This window comes from Streptomyces smyrnaeus (genome assembly GCF_017676345.1).
Taxonomy (GTDB): domain Bacteria; phylum Actinomycetota; class Actinomycetes; order Streptomycetales; family Streptomycetaceae; genus Streptomyces; species Streptomyces smyrnaeus.
Genome location: NZ_JAFFZM010000003.1, coordinates 309,353 through 329,965, shown reverse-complemented (window position 1 = coordinate 329,965; position 20,613 = coordinate 309,353). Strand labels below are relative to the sequence as shown.

The window sequence follows — 20,613 nt, the reverse complement described above, 5'->3', positions numbered from 1 at the left end:
CGTCAGGGGCGCGGGGAACTGCGCGAGGAACCACAACGGCGCCGCAGTCCGCAATCGACAGACAGGGGCAGCCCCTCCCCGTACCAAGGGAGGGACTGCCCCGACATCTATGCCGTACGGCCGCGCAGGGAGCGGTAGCGGTCGACCAGTGCCCTGGTGGAGGCGTCAAGTCCGGGAACCGGCGCTCCCTCGGTGAGCGCCGGTTCCAGGCGCTTGGCGAGGACCTTGCCGAGCTCGACGCCCCACTGGTCGAAGGAGTCGATGTCCCAGATGGCGCCCTGGACGAACACCTTGTGCTCGTAGAGGGCCACGAGCTGGCCGAGCACGGAGGGGGTGAGTGCGGAGGCCAGGATGGTGGTCGTGGGGCGGTTGCCGGGGAACGTGCGGTGCGGGACCTGGGCCTCGGGGACGCCCTCGGCGCGCACCTCCTCCGCCGTCTTGCCGAAGGCGAGGGCCTGCCCCTGGGCGAAGAGGTTCGCCATCAGCAGGTCGTGCTGGTCGCGCAGCTCGCCGAGCTCGGAGACGGGGTCGGCGAAGCCGATCAGGTCGGCGGGGATCATCTTGGTGCCCTGGTGCAGCAGCTGGTAGTAGGCGTGCTGTCCATTGGTGCCTGGAGTGCCCCAGACGACGGGCCCGGTCTGCCACTCGACGGGGCCGCCCTCGCGGGTGGTCGACTTGCCGTTGGACTCCATGTCCAACTGCTGCAGATAGGCGGTGAACTGGGACAGGTAGTGGCTGTAGGGCAGTACCGCGTGCGACTGCGCGTCGTGGAAGTTGCCGTACCAGATGCCCAACAGGCCCAGCAGCAGCGGCGCGTTGGCCTCGAAGGGCGCGGAGCGGAAGTGCTCGTCCACCAGATGGAAGCCGGCGAGCATGTCACCGAAGCACTCGGGGCCGATGGCCACCATGAGGGAGAGGCCGATGGCCGAGTCGTAGGAGTAGCGACCGCCGACCCAGTCCCAGAACTCGAACATGTTGTCGGTGTTGATGCCGAACTCCGCGACCTTCTCCGCATTGGTGGAGACGGCCACGAAGTGCTTGGCGACGGCCGACGAGTCACCACCCAGCCCGGCCAGCAGCCAGGCGCGCGCGGCCTTGGCGTTGGTGAGGGTCTCGACGGTGGTGAAGGTCTTGGAGGCGACGATGAACAGCGTCTCGGCCGGGTCCAGGTCCCGGACGGCCTCGTGCAGATCCGCGCCGTCCACGTTGGAGACGAAACGGAAGGTCATGTCCCGCCGGGTGTACGGGCGCAGCGCCTCGTAGGCCATCTTCGGGCCGAGATCGGAGCCGCCGATACCGATGTTGACGATGTTCTTGATGCGCTCTCCGGTGTGGCCCCGCCAGTGGCCCTCGCGGATCCTGCCGGCGAAGGTGCCCATCCTGATGAGGACTTGGTGCACCTTGCGCATCACGTTCTCGCCGTCCACCCGGACGGTCGCCGACTCAGGAGTGCGCAGCGCCGTGTGCAGAACGGCGCGGTCCTCGGTGACGTTGATCTTCTCGCCCTCGAACATCGCGTCCCGCAGCCGGGCCACGCCCGCCGCCTCGGCGAGTTGCCGCAACAGGCGCAGCGTCTCGTCGGTGACCAGGTTCTTGGAGTAATCGATGTGGAGATCGCCGACCCGAACGGTGTAGCGCTCGGCGCGCTGCGGATCGTCCTCGAACAGTCGCCGCAGGTGCGTGAGGCCGAACTCGTCGCGGTGCTTGGACAGCGCGTGCCACTCGGGCAGCTGGTCGAGTCGGGTGCGGCCTTCAGCGTTCATCAGCGAAACCAGCCCATTCCTCTCGTAACGAACCCCGCCGTCCTCCAACCTAGACGATGAACGGCTCGGCCGCGCACCGCCCCTCGGTGCGCGGCCGAGCCGTCCGTCGTTCGGTGTCATGAGTGGTGCAGGTGCCCTGACGGCGCCGGCGCGTCGGCCCGGATCGCCTCAGATCTCACCCCTGAGCTTGGCGAGCGCCTCGGCGAGAATCGCCTCGCCGTCCGCGTCGCTGCGCCGCTCCCGCACATAGGCCAGGTGGGTCTTGTACGGCTCGGTACGCGGGGGGTCCGGGGGGTTGTCCCGGTCCGTTCCTGCGGGGAAGCCACAGCGCGGACAGTCCCAGGTCTCCGGGATCTGCGCGTCGCTGGCGAAGCTCGGCTGGGTCTCGTGCCCGTTGGAGCACCAGAAGGAGATGCGGAGGCGGGGTGCGGACTCGCCTCGCTCGGCCTCCCCCATCGGCCCCGCTCCGACCCGGCTGCCCCGGATCGCGTTGCCACTTGCCACGGTCGTAACTCCCTGCCTCACGGTGCCACGGAGCGTCGGCACTGCGCGCTCCGCTGCGGGCGCCCTAGTGTACGTAGGGCCCAACGCGCGCCCGGTGACCGGAGTTACTGCGTCGGTACCGGACGCGGACCCTCATGATAGGCAGGGGGTGCAACGCCCTGTCAGCCGTTGTGCAGGCGCCAACTGTGAATCGCCGAAGCCCGCATACCGGATCAGAACCGTACGATCCGACGATCAGCTGTCGAACTTCATCAGCAGACCGAGCACGACGATGATGGCGAACCACACCAGGCCGACGACGACCGTGATCCGGTCGAGGTTGCGCTCGGCCACCGACGAGCCGCCGACGGAGGACTGCATACCGCCACCGAACATGTCGGAGAGGCCGCCGCCCTTGCCCTTGTGCATCAGCACCAGCAGCAACAGCAGCGCACTGAAGACGATGAGGGCGATTGAGAACCCCATGACCACGGCTGGACCAACTCTCTCGGATCGTGGCTGGACACTTAACGTTACGAACGCTTACGGGGGCCGGACCGCGGGTCCGGCCCCCGCAAGACTACGACGGGCGACGGCCCGCCGTCACACGCTGCTGTCCCACCGGTGGTGGAAGGGGACGCTCACTGGTCCCGGAAGCGGATGATCTTGACGAATTCCTCCGCGTCCAGCGAGGCGCCGCCGACGAGCGCGCCGTCGATGTCGGGCTGCGCCATGATCTTGGCGACGTTGCCGGCCTTGACGGAGCCGCCGTACTGGATGCGGACCTGCTGCGCGGTCGCCCCGTCGTCGTACAGCTCGGTCAGCCGCCCGCGGATCGCACCGCAGACCTCCTGGGCATCCTCTTCGCCGCAGACCTTCCCGGTGCCGATGGCCCAGACCGGCTCGTAGGCGATGACCAGCCCGGCAGCGTCCTCGGCGGAGACGTCCTTGAGACCGCCCTCGACCTGGGCGAGGGTGTGGCTGACGTGGTTGCCCGCCTCGCGGACGGCCAGCTCCTCGCCGACGCACAGGATCGGGGTCAGGCCGTGCTTGAGGGCGGCCTTGACCTTGGCGTTGACGAGCGGCTCGTCCTCGCCGTGGTACTGGCGGCGCTCGGAGTGGCCGACAGTGACGAAGCTGCAGTTGAACTTCGCCAGCATCGAAGCCGAGATCTCCCCGGTGTAGGCACCCGATTCGTGTGCCGACAGATCCTGCGCGCCGTACTTGATCCGCAGCTTGTCGCCGTCGACCAGCGTCTGCACCGAGCGCAGATCGGTGAAGGGCGGCAGCACCGCGACCTCCACGGCCTCGTAGTCCTTGTCCGTCAGCGCGAAGGCGAGCTTCTGGACATGGGCGATGGCCTCGAGGTGGTTGAGGTTCATCTTCCAGTTGCCCGCCATCAGCGGGGTACGGGTAGGCGGTGTACTCACGCCTCTCCTTCCATGCTCGCTTCTCCGCCCACACGGCGCAGTGCGAGTCTCGTAGTTGCCCGCGGCCCGGCAGCCGCGCGTGCGACGCTCACGGCCCTTCCATGTTCGCTTCTCCGCCCACACGGCGCAGTGCGAGTCCCGTAGTTGCCCGCGGCCCGGCAGCCGCGCGTGCGACGCTGGTCAGTCCTCCAGTGCGGCCAGGCCCGGAAGCGTCTTGCCCTCGAGGTATTCGAGGCTGGCGCCACCGCCGGTCGAGATGTGCCCGAACGCGTTTTCGTCGAAGCCCAGCTGACGGACGGCGGCGGCGCTGTCGCCGCCGCCGACGACCGTGAAGGCGGGAGAGTCGAGCAGACCCTGCGCGACGGCCTTGGTGCCCTCGGCGAAGTCCGGGTGCTCGAAGACACCCATCGGGCCGTTCCAGAAGACGGTGGCCGCGTCGGCGAGCTTCGCGGCGTAGAGCTTACGGCTCTCCGGGCCGATGTCCAGGCCCTCCAGCTCCGCGGGGATGGCATCCGCCGCCACGACCGTGGGGTCGGCCGGTGCCTTGGTCTTCAGATCGGGGAACTCGGGCGCCGCCAGCACGTCCACCGGCAGTACGAACTCCACGCCCAGCTCCTCGGCGCGCTCCAGATAGCCCTTGACCGCCGGGAGCTGGTCCTCCTGGAGCAGCGACTTGCCGACCTCGTACCCCTTGGCCTTGAGGAAGGTGTAGGCCATGCCGCCGCCGATCAGCAGCCGGTCGGCCTTGTCGAGCAGATGGTCGATGACGCCGAGCTTGTCGGAGACCTTGGCGCCGCCCAGGACCACCGCGTAGGGCCGCTCAACGTCCTCGGTGAGCTTCTTGAGGACGCCGACCTCGGTGGCGATGAGGGAGCCGGCGGCGTGCGGAAGGCGCGCGGGCAGGTCGTAGACGGACGCGTGCTTGCGGTGCACGGCGCCGAAGCCGTCGCTCACGTACGCGTCGGCGAGTGCGGCCAGCTCGTCGGCGAAGGCGCCCCGCTCGGCGTCGTCCTTGCTCGTCTCACCGGCGTTGAAGCGGAGGTTCTCCAGCAGCGTGACCCCGCCGTCGGTGATCCCACCGACGGTGGCCTTCGCGCTGTCCCCCACGGTGTCGGTCGCGAACGCGACCTGGCTGCCGAGGAGTTCGCCGAGCCGCCGGGCGACGGGCGCCAGCGAGAACTGCGGGTCCGGGGCGCCCTTGGGGCGGCCCAAGTGAGAGGCCACGACCACGCGCGCGCCGCTTTCGGCCAGCTTCTTGATCGTGGGGACGGCGGCCCGGATCCGGCCGTCGTCGGTGATGGTGTCGCCGTCGAGCGGGACGTTGAGATCGGCACGGACGAAGACCCGCTTGCCGGACACGCCCTCGCCGACGAGTTCGTCGATCGTCTTCATGGATGGCTCCTGTGATGGGCCCGGGGCGGCACCCCGGTGGTTACGCGGCACACATGGCGGACGCGGCATGCGACAGGGCTCGTGCGCGGCGCACGAGCCCTGTCGTTCACCTCGGTCTGCGCGGGTTCAGAGCTGCGAGCCGACGTAGCTGGTGAGGTCGACCAGCCGGTTGGAGTAGCCCCACTCGTTGTCGTACCAACCGATGATCTTGGCCTGGTTGCCGTCGACCATGGTGAGGGAGGCGTCGAAGGTGCAGGACGGCGGCTGGTTGACGATGTCCGAGGAGACGATCTGGTCCTCGGTGTACTCGATGATGCCCTGCAGCTGCCCCTCGGCGGCCTTCTTGAAGGCGGCGTTGACCTCGTCCTTGGTGGTCTCGCGCTTGAGCTCGAGCACCAGGTCGGTGACGGAGCCGGTGGGGACCGGGACGCGCATGGCGATGCCGTCCAGACGGCCCTTGAGCTGCGGCAGGACCAGCGCGGTGGCCTTGGCGGCACCGGTGGTGGTCGGGATGATGTTCTCGGCCGCGGCCCGGGCGCGCCGCAGGTCCTTGTGCGGGAAGTCCAGGATGCGCTGGTCGTTGGTGTAGGCGTGCACCGTGGTCATCAGACCGCGCTCGATGCCGAAGTTCTCGTCCATGACCTTCGCCATCGGCGCCACACAGTTGGTGGTGCACGAGGCGTTGGAGATCACGTGGTGGTCGGCGGCGTCGTACTTGTCCTGGTTGACGCCCATCACCACGGTGATGTCCTCCTGCTTAGCCGGAGCCGAGATCAGGACCTTCTTGGCGCCGGCCGCGAGGTGCTTGGCAGCGTCCTCGCGCTTGGTGAAGATGCCGGTGGACTCGACCACGATGTCGGCGCCCAGCTCGCCCCAGGGGAGCTGGGCCGGGTCCTTCTCCGCCATCGTCTTGAAGGTCTGCTTGCCGACCGTGATGGTGTCCTCGGTGTGGCTGACCTCGTACGGGAGGCGCCCGAGGACGCTGTCGTACTTGAGCAGGTGCACCAGGGTGGCGTTGTCGGTCAGGTCGTTGACACCGACGATCTCGATGTCCGCACCCTGGTTCAGCAGCGCGCGGAAGTAGTTACGACCGATACGGCCAAAGCCGTTGATGCCTACGCGGATCGTCACGAACCGATCTCCTCGCTAGGTACGCCGGTAAGGACACCGGCGAGGGCTGTTTGGGATGTCCCCGACCGACTCCGACCCTACCTCTCCGATGCGGCGGGGCTCACATCGGCCGGGCGGGCAAATCCGGACGGCTCAGGCGAGCACGGGGCGGCTCAACTGGCCGTCCCGCGGGGCCTTCCTTGTCGGATCAGCCGACCATTTCCTCGGTCAGATTCGACTCGGTTCCAGGGATGCCGAGGTCCTGTGCGCGCTTGTCGGCCATGGCCAGCAGCCGCCGGATCCGGCCGGCCACCGCGTCCTTGGTCAGCGGCGGGTCGGCGAGCGCGCCGAGCTCCTCCAGCGAAGCCTGCTTGTGCTCCATCCGCAGCCGTCCGGCGGCGGCCAGGTGCTCGGGCACCTCGTCACCGAGGATCTCCAGCGCACGCTGCACCCGGGCACCGGCGGCGACGGCGGCGCGGGCCGAGCGGCGCAGATTGGCGTCGTCGAAGTTGGCGAGCCGGTTGGCGGTGGCCCGCACCTCGCGGCGCATCCGCCGCTCCTCCCACGCCAGTACGGACTCATGGGCGCCGAGCCGGGTCAACAGCGCGCCGATGGCGTCACCGTCCCGGACGACGACGCGGTCCACCCCGCGCACCTCGCGGGCCTTGGCGGCGATCTGGAGTCTGCGCGCCGCGCCGACGAGGGCCAGCGCCGCCTCCGGTCCTGGGCAGGTGACCTCCAGGGAGGAGCTGCGCCCCGGCTCGGTCAGCGAACCGTGCGCCAGGAACGCGCCGCGCCAGGCGGCCTCCGCGTCACAGGTGGCCCCCGAGACCACCTGCGGGGGCAGCCCCCTGATGGGGCGGCCGCGGCCGTCGACGAGGCCGGTCTGCCGGGCGAGCTGGTCACCGCCCGCAACCACCCGTACGACGTACCGGCTGTTGCGGCGCAGTCCGCTGGGGGCCATCACCACCAGGTCGGAGGAGTGTCCGAAGATCTCCAGGATGTCCTTGCGCAGCCGCCGGGCCGCGATACCCGTGTCCAGCTCCGCCTCGATCACGATCCGCCCGCTCACCAGGTGCAGCCCACCGGCGAAGCGCAGGATCGACGAGACCTCTGACTTCCGGCAGCAGGTCCGGGTGACGGGGAGCCGGGAGATCTCGTCCTTCACCGCAGGCGTCATCGCCATGGGCCGATCCTTCCATGCATCCGAAAAATACGGTCGTACGCGGCGGCCAGCAGCTCCGGGTCGTGCCGGGCAACTCCTTCCCCGGACTCCTCCCGGGAGGTGCCCCCGGCTGCCGCTACGGGCGCCAGCTCGACCTTCCCGCCGAGCTGGTCGGCGGCCTCGCTCAGGGAGTCCTGGTCGGGCACGGCGTCCTGGTCGGCCAGCACCACGTCGAAGGTGAGTTTAGGGGCGTGTCGGGCCAAAACCTCCAAATGACGCTGCGGGGAAAAACCGTCCGTTTCTCCCGGCTGCGGAGCAAGGTTGAGAGAGAGGACCTTTCGGGCCTTCGTCTCGATCAGCGCCTCCAGCAACTGCGGTACCAGCAGATGCGGGATGACGGAGGAGAACCAGGAGCCCGGGCCCAGCACCACCCAGTCGGCGTCCAGCACGGCGCGTACCGCCTCGGGCACGGCCGGTGGATCGTTGGGGACCAGGTGCACCTCCTGCACCTCACCCCGGGTGAGCGCGACGGTGGCCTGGCCCCGGACGGTGGACAGCTCGTCGGGGCGCGCGGGGTCGTGACCGCGCACGCTGGCGCGCAGCTCCAGCGGCACGGCCGACATCGGCAGCACCCGGCCGTGCGCGCCCAGCAGCTTGCCGACCAGATCCAGCGCCTGCACATGATCGCCCAGCTGTTCCCACAGCGCGACGATCAGCAGATTGCCGACCGCGTGTTCGTGCAGCTCGCCCCTGCTCTCGAAGCGGTGCTGAATGACCTGCGCCCAGGTGCGGCCCCACTCGTCGTCCCCGCACAGCGCCGCCAGCGCCTTGCGCAGGTCCCCGGGGGGCAGCACGCCCAGTTCGTCGCGGAGCCGCCCGCTGGAGCCGCCGTCGTCGGCGACGGTGACCACCGCTGTCAGATCTCCGGTGATACGGCGCAGCGCCGTCAGCGACGCCGACAGCCCCATGCCACCGCCGAGCGCCACCACTTTGGGCTGCTTGGAGGTCAGGCCGCGCAGCGTCGAGCGCCTCCCCAGATGCCGCAGGCTCCTACGGGCCATGGGCGTCACTCACGCCCCATGTCACGGTGGACGACCACCGTCTCCACGCCCCCGTCGGAGAGCCGGCGGGCGAGCTTCTCCGACATGGCGACGCTTCGGTGCTTCCCGCCGGTGCAGCCGACGGCGACGGTGACGTACCGCTTGCCCTCCCTGCGGTAGCCGGCGGCGATCAGCTGGAGCAACTCGGTGTAGCGGTCCAGGAACTCCTTGGCGCCGGGCTGGTTGAAGACGTAGTTGGAGACCTCCTCGCTGGTGCCCGTGTAGGGGCGCAGCTCGGGGACCCAGTGCGGGTTGGGCAGGAAGCGGCAGTCGACCACCAGGTCGGCGTCCACCGGCAGACCGTACTTGTAGCCGAACGACATGACGGTGGCGCGCAGTTCGGGCTCTTCGTCGCCGGCGAACTGGGCGTCCAGCTTGGCACGGAGCTCGTGCACGTTGAGGCTGGAGGTGTCGATCACCAGGTCGGCGTCGCCGCGCAGCTCACGCAGCAGATCCCGCTCGGCGGCGATGCCGTCCACGATGCGCCCGTCGCCCTGCAGCGGGTGGGGGCGGCGCACGGACTCGAAGCGGCGCACCAGGGCCTCGTCGGACGCCTCCAGGAAGACGATCCGGCGGGCGACGTTGAAGGCCGCGAGATCGGCGAGGGAGCCTTTGAGGTTGTCGAAGAAGTTACGGCCGCGTACATCGACCACGACGGCGATCCTCGCCACGTTCCCCTGCGACCTGGCGCCGAGCTCGACCATGGTCGGGATCAGCTCCGGCGGCAGGTTGTCGACGACGAACCAGCCCAGGTCCTCCAGACACTTGGCGGCGGTGCTGCGACCGGCGCCCGACATCCCGGAAATGATCACCAGCTCCGGGATCGTCGTGCCCGCCGCCTCCTCCGGCTGCGCCGGGTTGAGGGTACTCACCACTGCTCCGTCTCCGCGCTGCTCGCGTTCCGCGCTCATGCTGTCATCCCCCGACTGTCGATCTCGGTGCCGGACGTGCCGGTCTTCGTGTCACCGCTTCGCTCTCGTTCACTCTTCTTCAACGATCTCACCGGTCGCGGTATTCACCGCCGGACGCGAGGGCGCCGCCTGGGACAGCGCCGCGGCGACCGTCTCGGCGGTCTTCCGGCCCACACCCGGCACCTGGGAGATCTCCTCCACGGAGGCCGCACGCAGCTTCTTGATCGAGCCGAAGTGCTTGAGCAGGGCCTTCTTGCGGGTCTCGCCCAGTCCGGGCACGGTGTCCAGCGGGCTGCCGCGCAACCGCTTGCCGCGCTTGCCCCGCTGGTAGCGGATCGCGAAGCGGTGCGCCTCGTCCCGGACGCGCTGGAGCAGATAGAGCCCCTCGCTGCTGCGCGGCAGCACCACCGGATCGCTCTCGCCGGGCAGCCAGACCTCTTCCAGCCGCTTGGCCAGGCCGCAGACGGCCACATCGTCGATGCCCAGCTCGTCCAGTGCGGCCTGCGCGGCAGCCACCTGCGGCTGACCGCCGTCGACGACCACCAGCTGCGGAGGGTAGGCGAACTTCTTGGGGCGGCCCTCCTCGTCCCGACCCGCGCCCCGGGCGGGCTGCTGCGGGGCCGACGGCTCCGTCACCGGCTGCTCGGGGCCCGGCCGAGGTGCGGGCCGCGGCCCGAGGGGCCCGTCGGCCGGGCCGGACTCCAGCTCGCCGCCCAGCTCCTCCTCCGGCCACTCCCCGGTCTTCTGCTTCTCCACCAGGTAGCGCCGGAAGCGGCGGCTGATCACCTCGTGCATGGACCGGACGTCGTCCTGTCCCTCGAAGGACTTGATCTGGAAGCGGCGGTACTCGCTCTTGCGGGCCAGACCGTCCTCGAAGACGACCATGGAGGCCACCACGTCGTCGCCCTGCAGATGCGAGATGTCGAAGCACTCGATACGCAGCGGAGCCGAGTCGAGATCGAGGGCTTCGGCGACCTCCTCCAGAGCTCGGGAGCGGGTCGTCAGGTCGGAGGCGCGCTTGGTCTTGTGCAGCACCAGGGCGTGCTCGGCGTTGCGGTTGACCGTCTCCATCAGGGCGCGCTTGTCGCCCCGCTGCGGGATGCGCAGGCTCACCTGGGCGCCCCGCCGCTCGGTCAGCCACTGCGTTATCGGCTCCGTCGGCTCCGGCAGCGCGGGGACCAGCACCTCCTTGGGCACGCCCCCGCTGCCGCCGCCGGTGGACGCGTCGCCCTGCTCGGCGCCGTAGAGCTGCTGGAGGGCGTGCTCGACCAGCTCGGCCGTGCCGACGGCCTCCACCTTGTCGGTGACCCAGCCGCGCTGACCGCGCACCCGCCCGCCGCGTACGTGGAAGATCTGGACGGCCGCCTCCAGCTCGTCCTCGGCCACCGCGATCAGATCGGCGTCGGTGGCGTCGGTCAGCACCACCGCGTTCTTCTCCATCGCCCGCTTGAGCGCGTCGATGTCGTCCCGCAGCCGGGCGGCCCGCTCGTACTCCAGCTCCTCGGCCGCCTGCTGCATCTCGCGCTCCAGACGGCGCAGATACGAACCGGTGTGCCCGGCCATGAAGTCGCAGAACTCCTCGGCCAGTTCACGGTGGTCCTCGGGGCTGATCCGGCCGACGCAGGGAGCCGAACACTTGCCGATGTAGCCGAGCAGACAGGGGCGGCCGATCTGCGCCGAGCGCTTGAAGACCCCGGCGGAGCAGGTGCGCACGGGGAAGACCCGCAGCAGCAGGTCGACCGTCTCGCGGATGGCCCACGCCTGCCCGTACGGCCCGAAGTAGCGCACGCCCTTCTTCTTGGGGCCGCGCATCACCTGTACACGGGGGAACTGTTCGTTCATCGTCACCGCGAGCGACGGGTAGCTCTTGTCGTCGCGGTACTTGACGTTGAACCGCGGGTCGAACTCCTGGATCCAGCTGTACTCCAGCTGGAGCGCCTCGACCTCGGTGTTGACGACGGTCCACTCGACGGAGGCGGCCGTGGTCACCATCGTGCGGGTGCGCGGGTGCAGTCCGGCGAGGTCCTGGAAGTAGTTGTTGAGCCGCTGGCGGAGGCTCTTCGCCTTGCCGACGTAGATCACCCTGCGGTGCTCGTCGCGGAAGCGGTAGACCCCGGGCGAGTCGGGGATCTCTCCCGGTTTGGGACGGTAGGTGGAGGGGTCTGCCATGTGGCCCACCCTACTGGCGCGCACCGACAGCGATCAGCGCGAGGCGGCGCCGGGAGGGCGCGCGGCCTGCGTACCCGCGCCCTCCCGGAGCCGCCCCGGCCTGCTACCAGCCGCGCTCGCGCCACTCCCCCAGGTGCGGGCGCTCGGCACCCAGCGTGGTGTCGGCGCCGTGGCCCGGATAGACCCAGGTCTCGTCGGGGAGTTGGCCGAAGAGTTTCTGCTCCACGTCGTCGATGAGGCGGGCGAAGTTCTCCGCGCTGCCGAAGGTGTTGCCCACCCCGCCCGGGAAGAGGCAGTCACCGGTGAACAGGTGCGGGTGGCCGCTCGGGTCGTCGTAGACGAGGGCGATCGAGCCGGGGGTGTGCCCCACCAGGTGCCGGGCTGTCAGTCCGACCTCGCCGACCCGCAGCGTGTCACCGTCGTCCAGCAGCACGTCGGTGGGGACGGGGATGCCCTCGGCGTCGTGGCGCCCGGCGTACGTACGGGCGCCGGTGGCCCGCACCACCTCCTGGAGCGCCTGCCAGTGGTCGCCGTGCCGGTGGGTGGTGACGACGGAGGCGATGCCGTCGTCACCGATGAGCTCCAGCAAGGTGCCCGCGTCGTTCGCGGCGTCGATCAGCAGCTGCTCGCCGGTGGCCCGGCAGCGCAGCAGATACGCGTTGTTGTTCATGGGTCCGACGGCGACCTTGGAGATCATCAGGTCCCGCAGCTCATGCACGTCCGCGGGGCCGCCGACCTGAACCGTTCCGCTGTATGGCATGCGGCCAGCCTATGGGGTGCCGCCTCCATTTCGGGTGCCCGGCACGGGGGGCTGCGCCCGAGGGTGCCCCGTTTCTGTGCGTGGCGGACTGCGGGATGCTTCGGGCTTGTGGGGGCACCTCCCGGCCGGAGGCTGGGGGAGCAGTTCCCCGCGCCCCTGACAGGCGCTCTCTACAGCGCAGGAAGCGCCGGAAGAGGGCCCCGCGCCGAGAGGCCGCTCCCGTTCGTGCGGCCGGTCAGCCAGCCGACGAGGGCGACAGGGCTGCCGGCTACCACGAAGGGCCCCTCCGGGCCGGCCTCCGCGGCGCCGGTGCGCCAGCTGCGGCCGTCCTCGGCGCGCAGTTCGATGGCGACGGGCACCTCAGGGTGCTCCGCGAAGCGGCCGGCCATGTTGGTCAGCTCGCGGTCGACGAAGGTGCCCGGCAGATCCTCCAGGGTGTAGCCGATGCCGAGGTCCACATGGTGCAGCTCCACCTCGATCCAGCGGCGGAACGGGACGGAGGAGGCGAGATCCGTCACACCGTTGCGCAGGGTGACGGTGCGGTTCCAGTCGTCGTCCCCCAGGGCCGCGAAGGCGCTCTCCAGCCGGGAGGCGCTGGCGCGTACGTCCTCGACCAGGGCGTCGAGCGGGCGGTCGGCGCCCTTCTCGATGTCGGAGTCGCGGGCCTCGGCACTGGCGTACATCGGTTCGCCCGCGAGCACGTTGACGAGGGCGTCGGCGTTGCGGGCGAGGTGGGTGAGCACATGGGCACGGGTCCAGCCCGGGAGCTGGGAGGGCTCGGCCGCCTCGGGGGCCTCCAGCTTGACGGTGTCGCTCAGCAGGTGACCGGTCGCGGTCCGTACGAGTTCGGCGTCGTGCGCAGGCGTGGTCATGATCCAAAGCTACTGGTGTCCCTCGTTCGTGGGGAAGATGGCAAGGCCCGCCGCAATTCGAAAGAACGTGCTATATGGTCGAGCCCGGCTCCCGAACCGGAAGCGAACGACACTCCGGGCGGCGCCGTCCTACTCTTGGTCGGGGACTCCCGCTCGCCGCGGGCTCCCGCTTCTCACACGAAAGGTGCCAACAGGCGTGGCCGACCGTCTTCTCGTCCGTGGCGCTCGCGAGCACAATCTGCAGAACGTCTCGATAGACCTCCCTCGCGACTCGCTCATCGTCTTCACGGGGCTCTCCGGCTCCGGGAAGTCCTCGCTCGCCTTCGACACGATCTTCGCCGAGGGCCAGCGGCGCTACGTCGAGTCGCTGTCCGCCTACGCACGGCAGTTCCTCGGGCAGATGGACAAGCCCGATGTCGACTTCATCGAGGGCCTCTCGCCCGCGGTCTCCATCGACCAGAAGTCGACCTCGCGCAATCCCCGCTCGACCGTCGGCACCATCACCGAGGTCTACGACTACCTGCGGCTGCTCTACGCCCGCATCGGCAAGCCGCACTGCCCGGTCTGCGGCCGCCCGATCGCCCGCCAGTCCCCGCAGGCCATCGTGGACAAGGTGCTCGGCCTGGAGGAGGGCAGCCGCTTCCAGGTGCTCTCGCCGCTGGTGCGCCAGCGCAAGGGCGAGTTCGTGGACCTGTTCAACGAACTGCAGACCAAGGGCTACAGCCGCGCCCGTGTCGACGGACAGACCATCCAGCTGTCCGAGCCGCCGCAGCTGAAGAAGCAGGAGAAGCACACGATCGAGGTGGTCGTCGACCGCCTGACCGTCAAGCCCAGCGCCAAGCGGCGCCTCACCGACTCGGTGGAAACCGCGCTCGGCCTCTCCGGCGGCATGGTGATCCTCGACTTCGTCGACCTGGAGCCGGACGACCCGCAGCGCGAGCGGATGTACTCCGAGCACCTGTACTGCCCCTACGACGACCTCTCGTTCGAGGAGCTGGAGCCGCGCTCCTTCTCCTTCAACTCGCCCTTCGGCGCCTGCCAGGAGTGCACCGGCATCGGCACCCGGATGGAGGTCGACCCGGAGCTGATCGTCCCCGACGAGGACAAGTCGCTGGACGAGGGCGCGCTGCACCCGTGGTCGCACGGGCACACCAGGGAGTACTTCGGCCGCCTGATCGGCGCACTGGCCGACGCGCTCGGCTTCCGCACGGACATCCCCTGGGCGGGGCTGCCCGCGCGCGCCAAGAAGGCACTGCTGTACGGCCACAAGACGCAGGTCGAGGTCCGCTACCGCAACCGGTACGGCCGCGAGCGCGCCTACACCACCGCGTTCGAGGGCGTCGTCCCGTTCGTGAAGCGGCGGCACTCGGAGGCGGAGACCGACAGCAGCCGGGAGCGCTTCGAGGGCTATATGCGCGAGGTGAACTGCCCCGCCTGCGAGGGCACCCGGCTCAAGCCGCTGGTGCTGGCCGTGACCGTGCAGGGCAGGTCCATCGCGGAGGTCTCCGCGATGTCGATCACCGAGTGCGCCGAGTTCCTGCGTGAGCTGAAGCTGAGCGGGCGCGACCAGCAGATCGCCGAGCGCGTCCTGAAGGAGGTCAACGAGCGGCTGCGCTTCCTGGTCGACGTCGGCCTGGACTATCTGACCCTCAACCGCGCCGCGGGCACCCTCTCCGGCGGCGAGGCCCAGCGCATCCGGCTGGCCACCCAGATCGGCTCCGGCCTGGTCGGCGTGTTGTACGTACTGGACGAGCCCTCCATCGGGCTGCACCAGCGCGACAACCACCGGCTGATCGAGACCCTGGTGCGGCTGCGCGACCTGGGCAACACTCTGATCGTCGTCGAGCACGACGAGGACACCATCAAGGCCTCCGACTGGGTGGTGGACATCGGCCCCGGCGCCGGTGAGCACGGCGGCAAGGTCGTGCACAGCGGTCCGTTGAAGGAACTGCTGGCCAACGAGGACTCCGTCACCGGCGACTATCTGTCCGGCAAGCGGGAGATCCCCACCCCGCAGCTGCGCCGCCCGGTCGACCCGGAGCGGCAGTTGACCGTACGGGGCGCGCGGGAGAACAACCTGCGCAACATCGACGTCTCCTTCCCGCTGGGGGTCCTCACCGCCGTCACGGGCGTGTCGGGGTCCGGCAAGTCGACGCTGGTCAACGACATCCTCTACACCCACCTGGCACGCGAGCTGCAGGGCGCCAGGACGGTGCCCGGCAGGCACACCCGCGTCGAGGGGGACGACCTGGTCGACAAGGTGGTGCACGTCGACCAGTCGCCCATCGGCCGTACGCCGCGCTCCAACCCGGCGACGTACACCGGTGTCTTCGACCATGTGCGCAAGCTGTTCGCCGAGACGACCGAGGCGAAGGTCCGCGGCTACCAGCAGGGCCGCTTCTCCTTCAACGTCAAGGGCGGCCGCTGCGAGAACTGCGCGGGCGACGGCACCATCAAGATCGAGATGAACTTCCTGCCGGACGTGTACGTCCCCTGCGAGGTCTGCCACGGTGCGCGCTACAACCGGGAGACCCTGGAGGTGCACTACAAGGGCAAGAACATCGCCGAGGTCCTGGACATGCCGATCGAGCAGGCCCTGGACTTCTTCGAGGCGGTGCCCGCCATCGCCCGGCATCTGCGGACGCTCAACGACGTCGGCCTGGGCTATGTGCGGCTCGGACAGTCGGCACCGACTCTCTCGGGCGGTGAGGCGCAGCGGGTGAAGCTCGCCAGCGAGCTGCAGAAGCGGTCGACGGGACGCACCGTCTACGTCCTGGACGAGCCCACCACCGGCCTCCACTTCGAGGACATCAGGAAGCTGATCGGCGTTCTGGAGGGCCTGGTCGACAAGGGCAACTCGGTGCTGGTCATCGAGCACAACCTGGACGTCATCAAGACCGCCGACTGGGTCGTGGACCTCGGTCCCGAGGGCGGCAACGGCGGCGGCCTGGTGGTCGCCGAGGGCACCCCGGAGCAGGTTGCGGCAGTGCCCGCCAGCCACACCGGGAAGTTCCTGCGCGATGTGCTGGGCGACCGCGTCAGCGACGCGTCCGCGGCGGCTCCGGTGCGGCCCACCGCGAAGAAGGCTTCCGCCGGGAAGACCGCCGCCGGGAAGACCCCCGCCAAGAAGACCGCCGCCAAGAAGGCACCGGCCGCGAAGACTGCCGCCGCCGGGAAGTCGGCGGCCCGTAAGCGCTGACCAGGTGCACCGAACGGTGCCGTGGACGTAGAGTGCGGCGCGTGACGACGAGCGAGGAAACGCCGGCCACGCGCCGCACCGTGCTGTGCGGTGCCGCCTTGGCCGCGCTGGGACTGACCGCCACGGCGTGCGGCGGAGGCGGTGACTCCGGCTCCTCTTCCGAGACCGGCTCCGCCGGTGAATCGCAGGGCACCACCGACAAGCCCGTCGAGCTCGGCGACGCCGAAGCCGTGCCGGTGGGCGGCGCGAAGCTGTACGCCGAGCAGAAGCTGCTGGTCTCGCAGCCGAAGAAGGGCGACTTCAAGGGCTTCAGCGCCGTGTGCACCCATCAGGGGAGCACCCTCAACGAGATCGACGGCGAGGTCGCGGTCTGCCCGCTGCACGGGAGCCGCTTCCAGGTGGACTCGGGGAAGGTCGCCGAGGGTCCCGCCACCAAAGCGCTGCCGTCGGTTCCGGTGAAGGTGGAGAACGGGAAGCTGCTCGCGGGCTAGCGGACGCTCCCCCGCCCCCAAGACGGGGCCAACCGGTGGAAGATGCGCAGTGTTTCCTTCGACTTCGCTCCGGCCCTCTGGTGTAGACCGGTCCCCCTTGGGACCCTGTGCGGCACTGTGCGCAAAAAGTGCCGAGATCACTGGTCTTTGTGGGGGACGTTGTGAGACAGGTCCACGCTCGCGCAAGACTCACCCGTTCGAGACTCACCAGATCGCTGCTTCCGGTGACGGCCGTCTCCGCGCTGCTGACCGGCCTGCTGCCGGCCGGCGCGGCCCTGGCCACCACCGAGAGGCCCACCGCCCGTCCGACGGTGACGGCCGCGCCCGCACCGCAGCCCAGGTCGATCGCCGACGGCGACGGCATGGAGCTCTCCCGCACCACCCGTCCCCTCGCCCCCGGAGCCGAACTCACCTCCTTCGAGCGTCTGGAGTCGGACAAGTGGCTGCGTGCCGACGCGCTGACCCTCGAACTGGGTGACGCCCGCACCGGGGCCACGGCCGACTATCTCTCGTCCGGCAAGGTCACCGAGCGTCGGACGGTCAGGGAGCTGGCCGAGGCGCACGACCCCGGCAAGGGGCGCCGCACCATCGCCGCGCTCAACGCCGACTTCTTCGACATCAACGAGACGGGCGCCCCGCTCGGCCCCGGCATCCGCGACGGGAGGCCCACCCACTCACCGGCACCCGGCGTCTCCGAGGCGGTCGGGATCGGCCCGGGCGCGGCGGGCCGCATCCTGGACCTGTACTTCGAGGGCACCGTCACCCTCCCGGACGGCACCGCGCCGCTCGACGGCCGCAACGCGGCGAACGTGCCGCAGAACGGCATCGGGCTGTACGACGCGACCTGGGGCGAGGCCGACCGTGCGCTGACGGTCGATCAGGAGTCACGGGTCACCGAGGTGACCGTCGAGGACGGCAAGGTCACCGCCGTCGGCGAGAAGCCCGGAAAGGGTGACATCCCCGAAGGGGTGAGCGTCCTGATCGGCCGCGGGGACGGCGCGAGGCGGCTGGCGGCGCTGCGCACCGGCGACCCGGTCGACTTCGAGTACCGGATGCGGACCGACGACGACTCGCCCCTGCCCCGGACGGCGGTCGGCGGGCGCGGGGTGCTGGTCGAGGACGGCAAGCCGCAGAACTGGGAGGGGCGGCCGAACAACACGGCGGCGCCGCGCACCGCGGTCGGGTTCTCCAAGGACGGCGGCACCATGCATGTGCTGACGGTGGACGGCAGGCAGGCGGCCTCGGGCGGGGTGACGCTGACCGAACTGGCCCTGATGATGAAGAAGCTGGGCGCCTACAACGCCCTCAACCTGGACGGCGGCGGCTCCTCCACCCTGCTGGCCCGCGAGCCGGGCGGCACAGCCCTGCAATTGGAGAACTCGCCCTCCGACGGCGAGGAACGCGAGGTCCCCGACGGGCTGGCGCTGACGGCGCCGGAGGGCTCTGGGCGGCTGTCCGGCTTCTGGGTGGAGACGGCCATCGCCCCGGACCGGGCCCCGACCGCCGACAACATGCCGGGTGGCCACCCCGACCGCGTCTTCCCCGGTCTGACGCGCAAACTGACGGCCGCCGGATACGACGAGACCTACGGCCCCGCCGACGGCGCGCCTCGGCCGCGGTGGCGCACGACGCGGCCGGACGTGGGCCGGGTCGACGCGCAGGGCGTCTTCCGTGCGCGCCGCTCCGGCACCACCGAGGCCACGGCGCGGGTGGGCTCGGCGCACGGCGGCACCGAGCTGCGGGTCCTCGGGAAGCTGGACCGTATCCGCCCCACGACGGACCGGGTGGGACTGGCGGACGGCGCCGCGAGCGCGTCGTTCGGGCTGGTCGGCTACGACGCGGACGGCAACAGCGCGCCTGTCGAACCGGCCGACGCACAGCTGTCCTACGACCGTTCGCTCTTCTCGATCGTCCCGGACAAGGACGCGTCGGGCGGCGCGTTCACCGTCACCACCCGCGCCGGGCAGGAGTCCGCCTCGGGAACGGTGACCGTCACGGCAGGGGGGCTGACGACGCGGCTGGCCGTCACGGTCGGGCTGCAGGAGCAGCAGGTGGCCGACTTCGACGACGCGTCCGACTGGACGTTCAGCGCTGCCCGCGCCGAAGGCTCGGTGACGCCCGAACCGGAGGGCAAGGAGGGCGGCGGGCTCGAGCTCAGCTACGACTTCACCCGGTCGACGGCCACCCGCGCCGCCTACGTCAACCCGCCCGCCGAACGGGAGATCCCCGGCCAGCCGCGCAGCTTCACCCTGTGGATCAAGGGAGACGGGGCGGGCGCCTGGCCCTCGCTCCATCTCAAGGACGCGGCAGGCACCGACCAGGTGCTGCGCGGCCCGCTGGTGGAGTGGGAAGGCTGGCGGCAGGTCACCTTCGAGGTCCCGGAGGGGGTGGCCTATCCACTGAAGTTGCGCCGCTTCTACCTCGCCGAGACCCGGCCCACCGCGCAGTACCACGGCGAGGTGGTGCTGGACGAACTGCTCGCGCGGACCCCGCCGGATGTCGAGCTGCCTGCCGCCGGGCGCCCGCACGACCCGCTCATCAGCACGGCGGCCGACACGGCCGGCCGCGACTGGCGGTTCGCGGTGATGTCGGACGCGCAGTTCGTGGCACGCGCCCCGGACAGCGAAGGCGTCCAGCAGGCGCGCCGGACCCTGCGTGAGATCCGCGCGGCACGGCCGGACTTCGTGCTCGTCAACGGCGACCTGGTGGACGAGGGCTCACCTGAGGATCTCGCGTTCGCGCGGAAGATACTGCGCCAGGAGCTGGGGGATGCGGTCGACTGGTACTACGTGCCGGGCAACCACGAGGTGATGGGCGGCTCGATCGCCAACTTCGTCAAGGAGTTCGGGCCCGCGCAGCGCACCTTCGACCACCGCGGGACACGGTTCATCACACTGGACACCTCCTCGCTGACGGTACGCGGCGGCGGGTACGCACAGTTCCAGGAGCTGCGGCGGCAGCTGGACGACGCGGCGCGGGACCGCCGCATCGGTTCGGTCGCCGTCATCCAGCACGTACCGCCACGCGACCCGACGCCCCAGCGAGCCAGCCAACTCACGGACCGGATGGAGGCCGATCTGCTAGAGCGGTGGCTGGCCGACTTCCGTGCCCGCTCGGGCAAGGGCGCGGCGCTGGTGGCGGGACATGTCGGCGTCTTCGACGCCTCCCGGGTGGACGGTGTGCCGTATCTGGTGAACGGGAACTCGGCCAAGACCCCTGCCGCGCCGCCGGGTGAGGGCGGCTTCACCGGCTGGTCGCTGCTGGGCGTGGACCAGGGCCGGCCGGCTCGGGACGGTGACTGGATCTCGGTGCAGACCCGTGCCCATGTGGACGCGCTGCTGCTGGAGGCGCCCGAACGGCTCACGGTGGGCGGCAGGGCCACGGCGTCGGCGACGGTGGAGCAGGGCAGCGGACCGACCGCGCGCCGGGTCCCGGTCGGCTGGCCGGTGAGCGCGGACTGGCCGGGCTCACCCGGACTGTGTGTGAAGGGCACCGTGCCGCGCGGGCGCTGTGTCGCCTCCTACGATCCGGCGAACGGCACCCTCACCGGGCGCCGGCCCGGCACGGTCACCCTCGCGGTCGTCGTCAACGGGGAACGCGCCGAGCAGAAGGTGACCGTCGGTCGATGACCCTGCCGACCGCGGGAGGCGAGCACCTGCGGGAGGCGGGCCTGCGGAAGGCGGGCCTGCGGAAGGCGGCCATCCGCGGGGGAACCTGCGGGGGAGCTGCGGGAGGGCGGGCAGCTGAGCCGGATCCCGGCCCCGCCCC

At 70.4% G+C, this 20,613-nt stretch carries 15 protein-coding genes; 3 read left to right on the top strand and 12 right to left on the bottom strand.

The window, feature by feature from the left end; all coding sequences use genetic code 11:
- Nucleotides 1–107: 107 nt before the first annotated feature.
- From pgi to JW613_RS07490, 12 genes are all read right to left on the bottom strand, one after another.
- Nucleotides 108–1,763, bottom strand: coding sequence for a glucose-6-phosphate isomerase (gene pgi / locus JW613_RS07545; protein WP_209209904.1), 1,656 nt, complete (start codon nucleotides 1,761–1,763; stop codon nucleotides 108–110).
- 168 nt (nucleotides 1,764–1,931) lie between these two features.
- The gene (locus tag JW613_RS07540) at nucleotides 1,932–2,267 is read right to left on the bottom strand and encodes an RNA polymerase-binding protein RbpA (protein WP_078873174.1); all 336 of its coding nucleotides are present in this window, start codon (nucleotides 2,265–2,267) and stop codon (nucleotides 1,932–1,934) included.
- Nucleotides 2,268–2,501: 234 nt separating this feature from the next.
- Nucleotides 2,502–2,738: a preprotein translocase subunit SecG gene (secG, locus tag JW613_RS07535; RefSeq protein ID WP_209209903.1), complete on the bottom strand. Its 237-nt coding sequence runs from the start codon at nucleotides 2,736–2,738 to the stop codon at nucleotides 2,502–2,504.
- 149 nt (nucleotides 2,739–2,887) lie between these two features.
- A complete protein-coding gene (gene tpiA, locus JW613_RS07530; protein ID WP_209210009.1) occupies nucleotides 2,888–3,646 on the bottom strand; it encodes a triose-phosphate isomerase in 759 nt (252 codons plus the stop codon).
- Between the two features lie 210 nt (nucleotides 3,647–3,856).
- Complete coding sequence (locus tag JW613_RS07525) at nucleotides 3,857–5,068, bottom strand: phosphoglycerate kinase (protein ID WP_209209902.1); 1,212 nt, start codon at nucleotides 5,066–5,068, stop codon at nucleotides 3,857–3,859.
- 126 nt (nucleotides 5,069–5,194) lie between these two features.
- The gene (gene gap / locus JW613_RS07520) at nucleotides 5,195–6,199 is read right to left on the bottom strand and encodes a type I glyceraldehyde-3-phosphate dehydrogenase (RefSeq protein ID WP_209209901.1); all 1,005 of its coding nucleotides are present in this window, start codon (nucleotides 6,197–6,199) and stop codon (nucleotides 5,195–5,197) included.
- 187 nt (nucleotides 6,200–6,386) lie between these two features.
- Nucleotides 6,387–7,364 (bottom strand): DNA-binding protein WhiA, encoded by a 978-nt coding sequence (whiA, locus tag JW613_RS07515; RefSeq protein ID WP_016468208.1) that lies wholly within the window; start codon nucleotides 7,362–7,364, stop codon nucleotides 6,387–6,389.
- Nucleotides 7,355–8,404, bottom strand: coding sequence for a gluconeogenesis factor YvcK family protein (locus tag JW613_RS07510; RefSeq protein ID WP_209209900.1), 1,050 nt, complete (start codon nucleotides 8,402–8,404; stop codon nucleotides 7,355–7,357). Before JW613_RS07510 ends, whiA begins: the two co-directional genes overlap by 10 nt.
- A 5-nt stretch (nucleotides 8,405–8,409) precedes the next feature.
- Nucleotides 8,410–9,354: an RNase adapter RapZ gene (gene rapZ, locus JW613_RS07505; protein WP_209209899.1), complete on the bottom strand. Its 945-nt coding sequence runs from the start codon at nucleotides 9,352–9,354 to the stop codon at nucleotides 8,410–8,412.
- Between the two features lie 69 nt (nucleotides 9,355–9,423).
- A complete protein-coding gene (uvrC, locus tag JW613_RS07500; protein ID WP_209209898.1) occupies nucleotides 9,424–11,523 on the bottom strand; it encodes an excinuclease ABC subunit UvrC in 2,100 nt (699 codons plus the stop codon).
- 103 nt (nucleotides 11,524–11,626) lie between these two features.
- A complete protein-coding gene (locus JW613_RS07495) occupies nucleotides 11,627–12,283 on the bottom strand; it encodes an MBL fold metallo-hydrolase (RefSeq protein WP_209209897.1) in 657 nt (218 codons plus the stop codon).
- Nucleotides 12,284–12,453: 170 nt separating this feature from the next.
- Nucleotides 12,454–13,155 (bottom strand): maleylpyruvate isomerase family mycothiol-dependent enzyme, encoded by a 702-nt coding sequence (locus JW613_RS07490; protein ID WP_209209896.1) that lies wholly within the window; start codon nucleotides 13,153–13,155, stop codon nucleotides 12,454–12,456.
- Between the two features lie 196 nt (nucleotides 13,156–13,351).
- Here JW613_RS07490 and uvrA point away from each other — a divergent pair, with 196 nt between their 5' ends.
- The 3 genes from uvrA to JW613_RS07475 all read left to right on the top strand — a co-directional run bounded on the left by uvrA (nucleotide 13,352) and on the right by JW613_RS07475 (nucleotide 20,474).
- Nucleotides 13,352–16,354: an excinuclease ABC subunit UvrA gene (gene uvrA, locus JW613_RS07485; RefSeq protein ID WP_209209895.1), complete on the top strand. Its 3,003-nt coding sequence runs from the start codon at nucleotides 13,352–13,354 to the stop codon at nucleotides 16,352–16,354.
- A 32-nt stretch (nucleotides 16,355–16,386) separates the two neighbouring features.
- Entirely contained in the window at nucleotides 16,387–16,845 is a 459-nt protein-coding gene (locus tag JW613_RS07480; protein ID WP_209209894.1) for a Rieske (2Fe-2S) protein, read from the top strand.
- A gap of 362 nt (nucleotides 16,846–17,207) precedes the next feature.
- Nucleotides 17,208–20,474 (top strand): phosphodiester glycosidase family protein, encoded by a 3,267-nt coding sequence (locus JW613_RS07475; protein WP_245225202.1) that lies wholly within the window; start codon nucleotides 17,208–17,210, stop codon nucleotides 20,472–20,474.
- The last annotated feature ends 139 nt before the right edge of the window (nucleotides 20,475–20,613 follow it).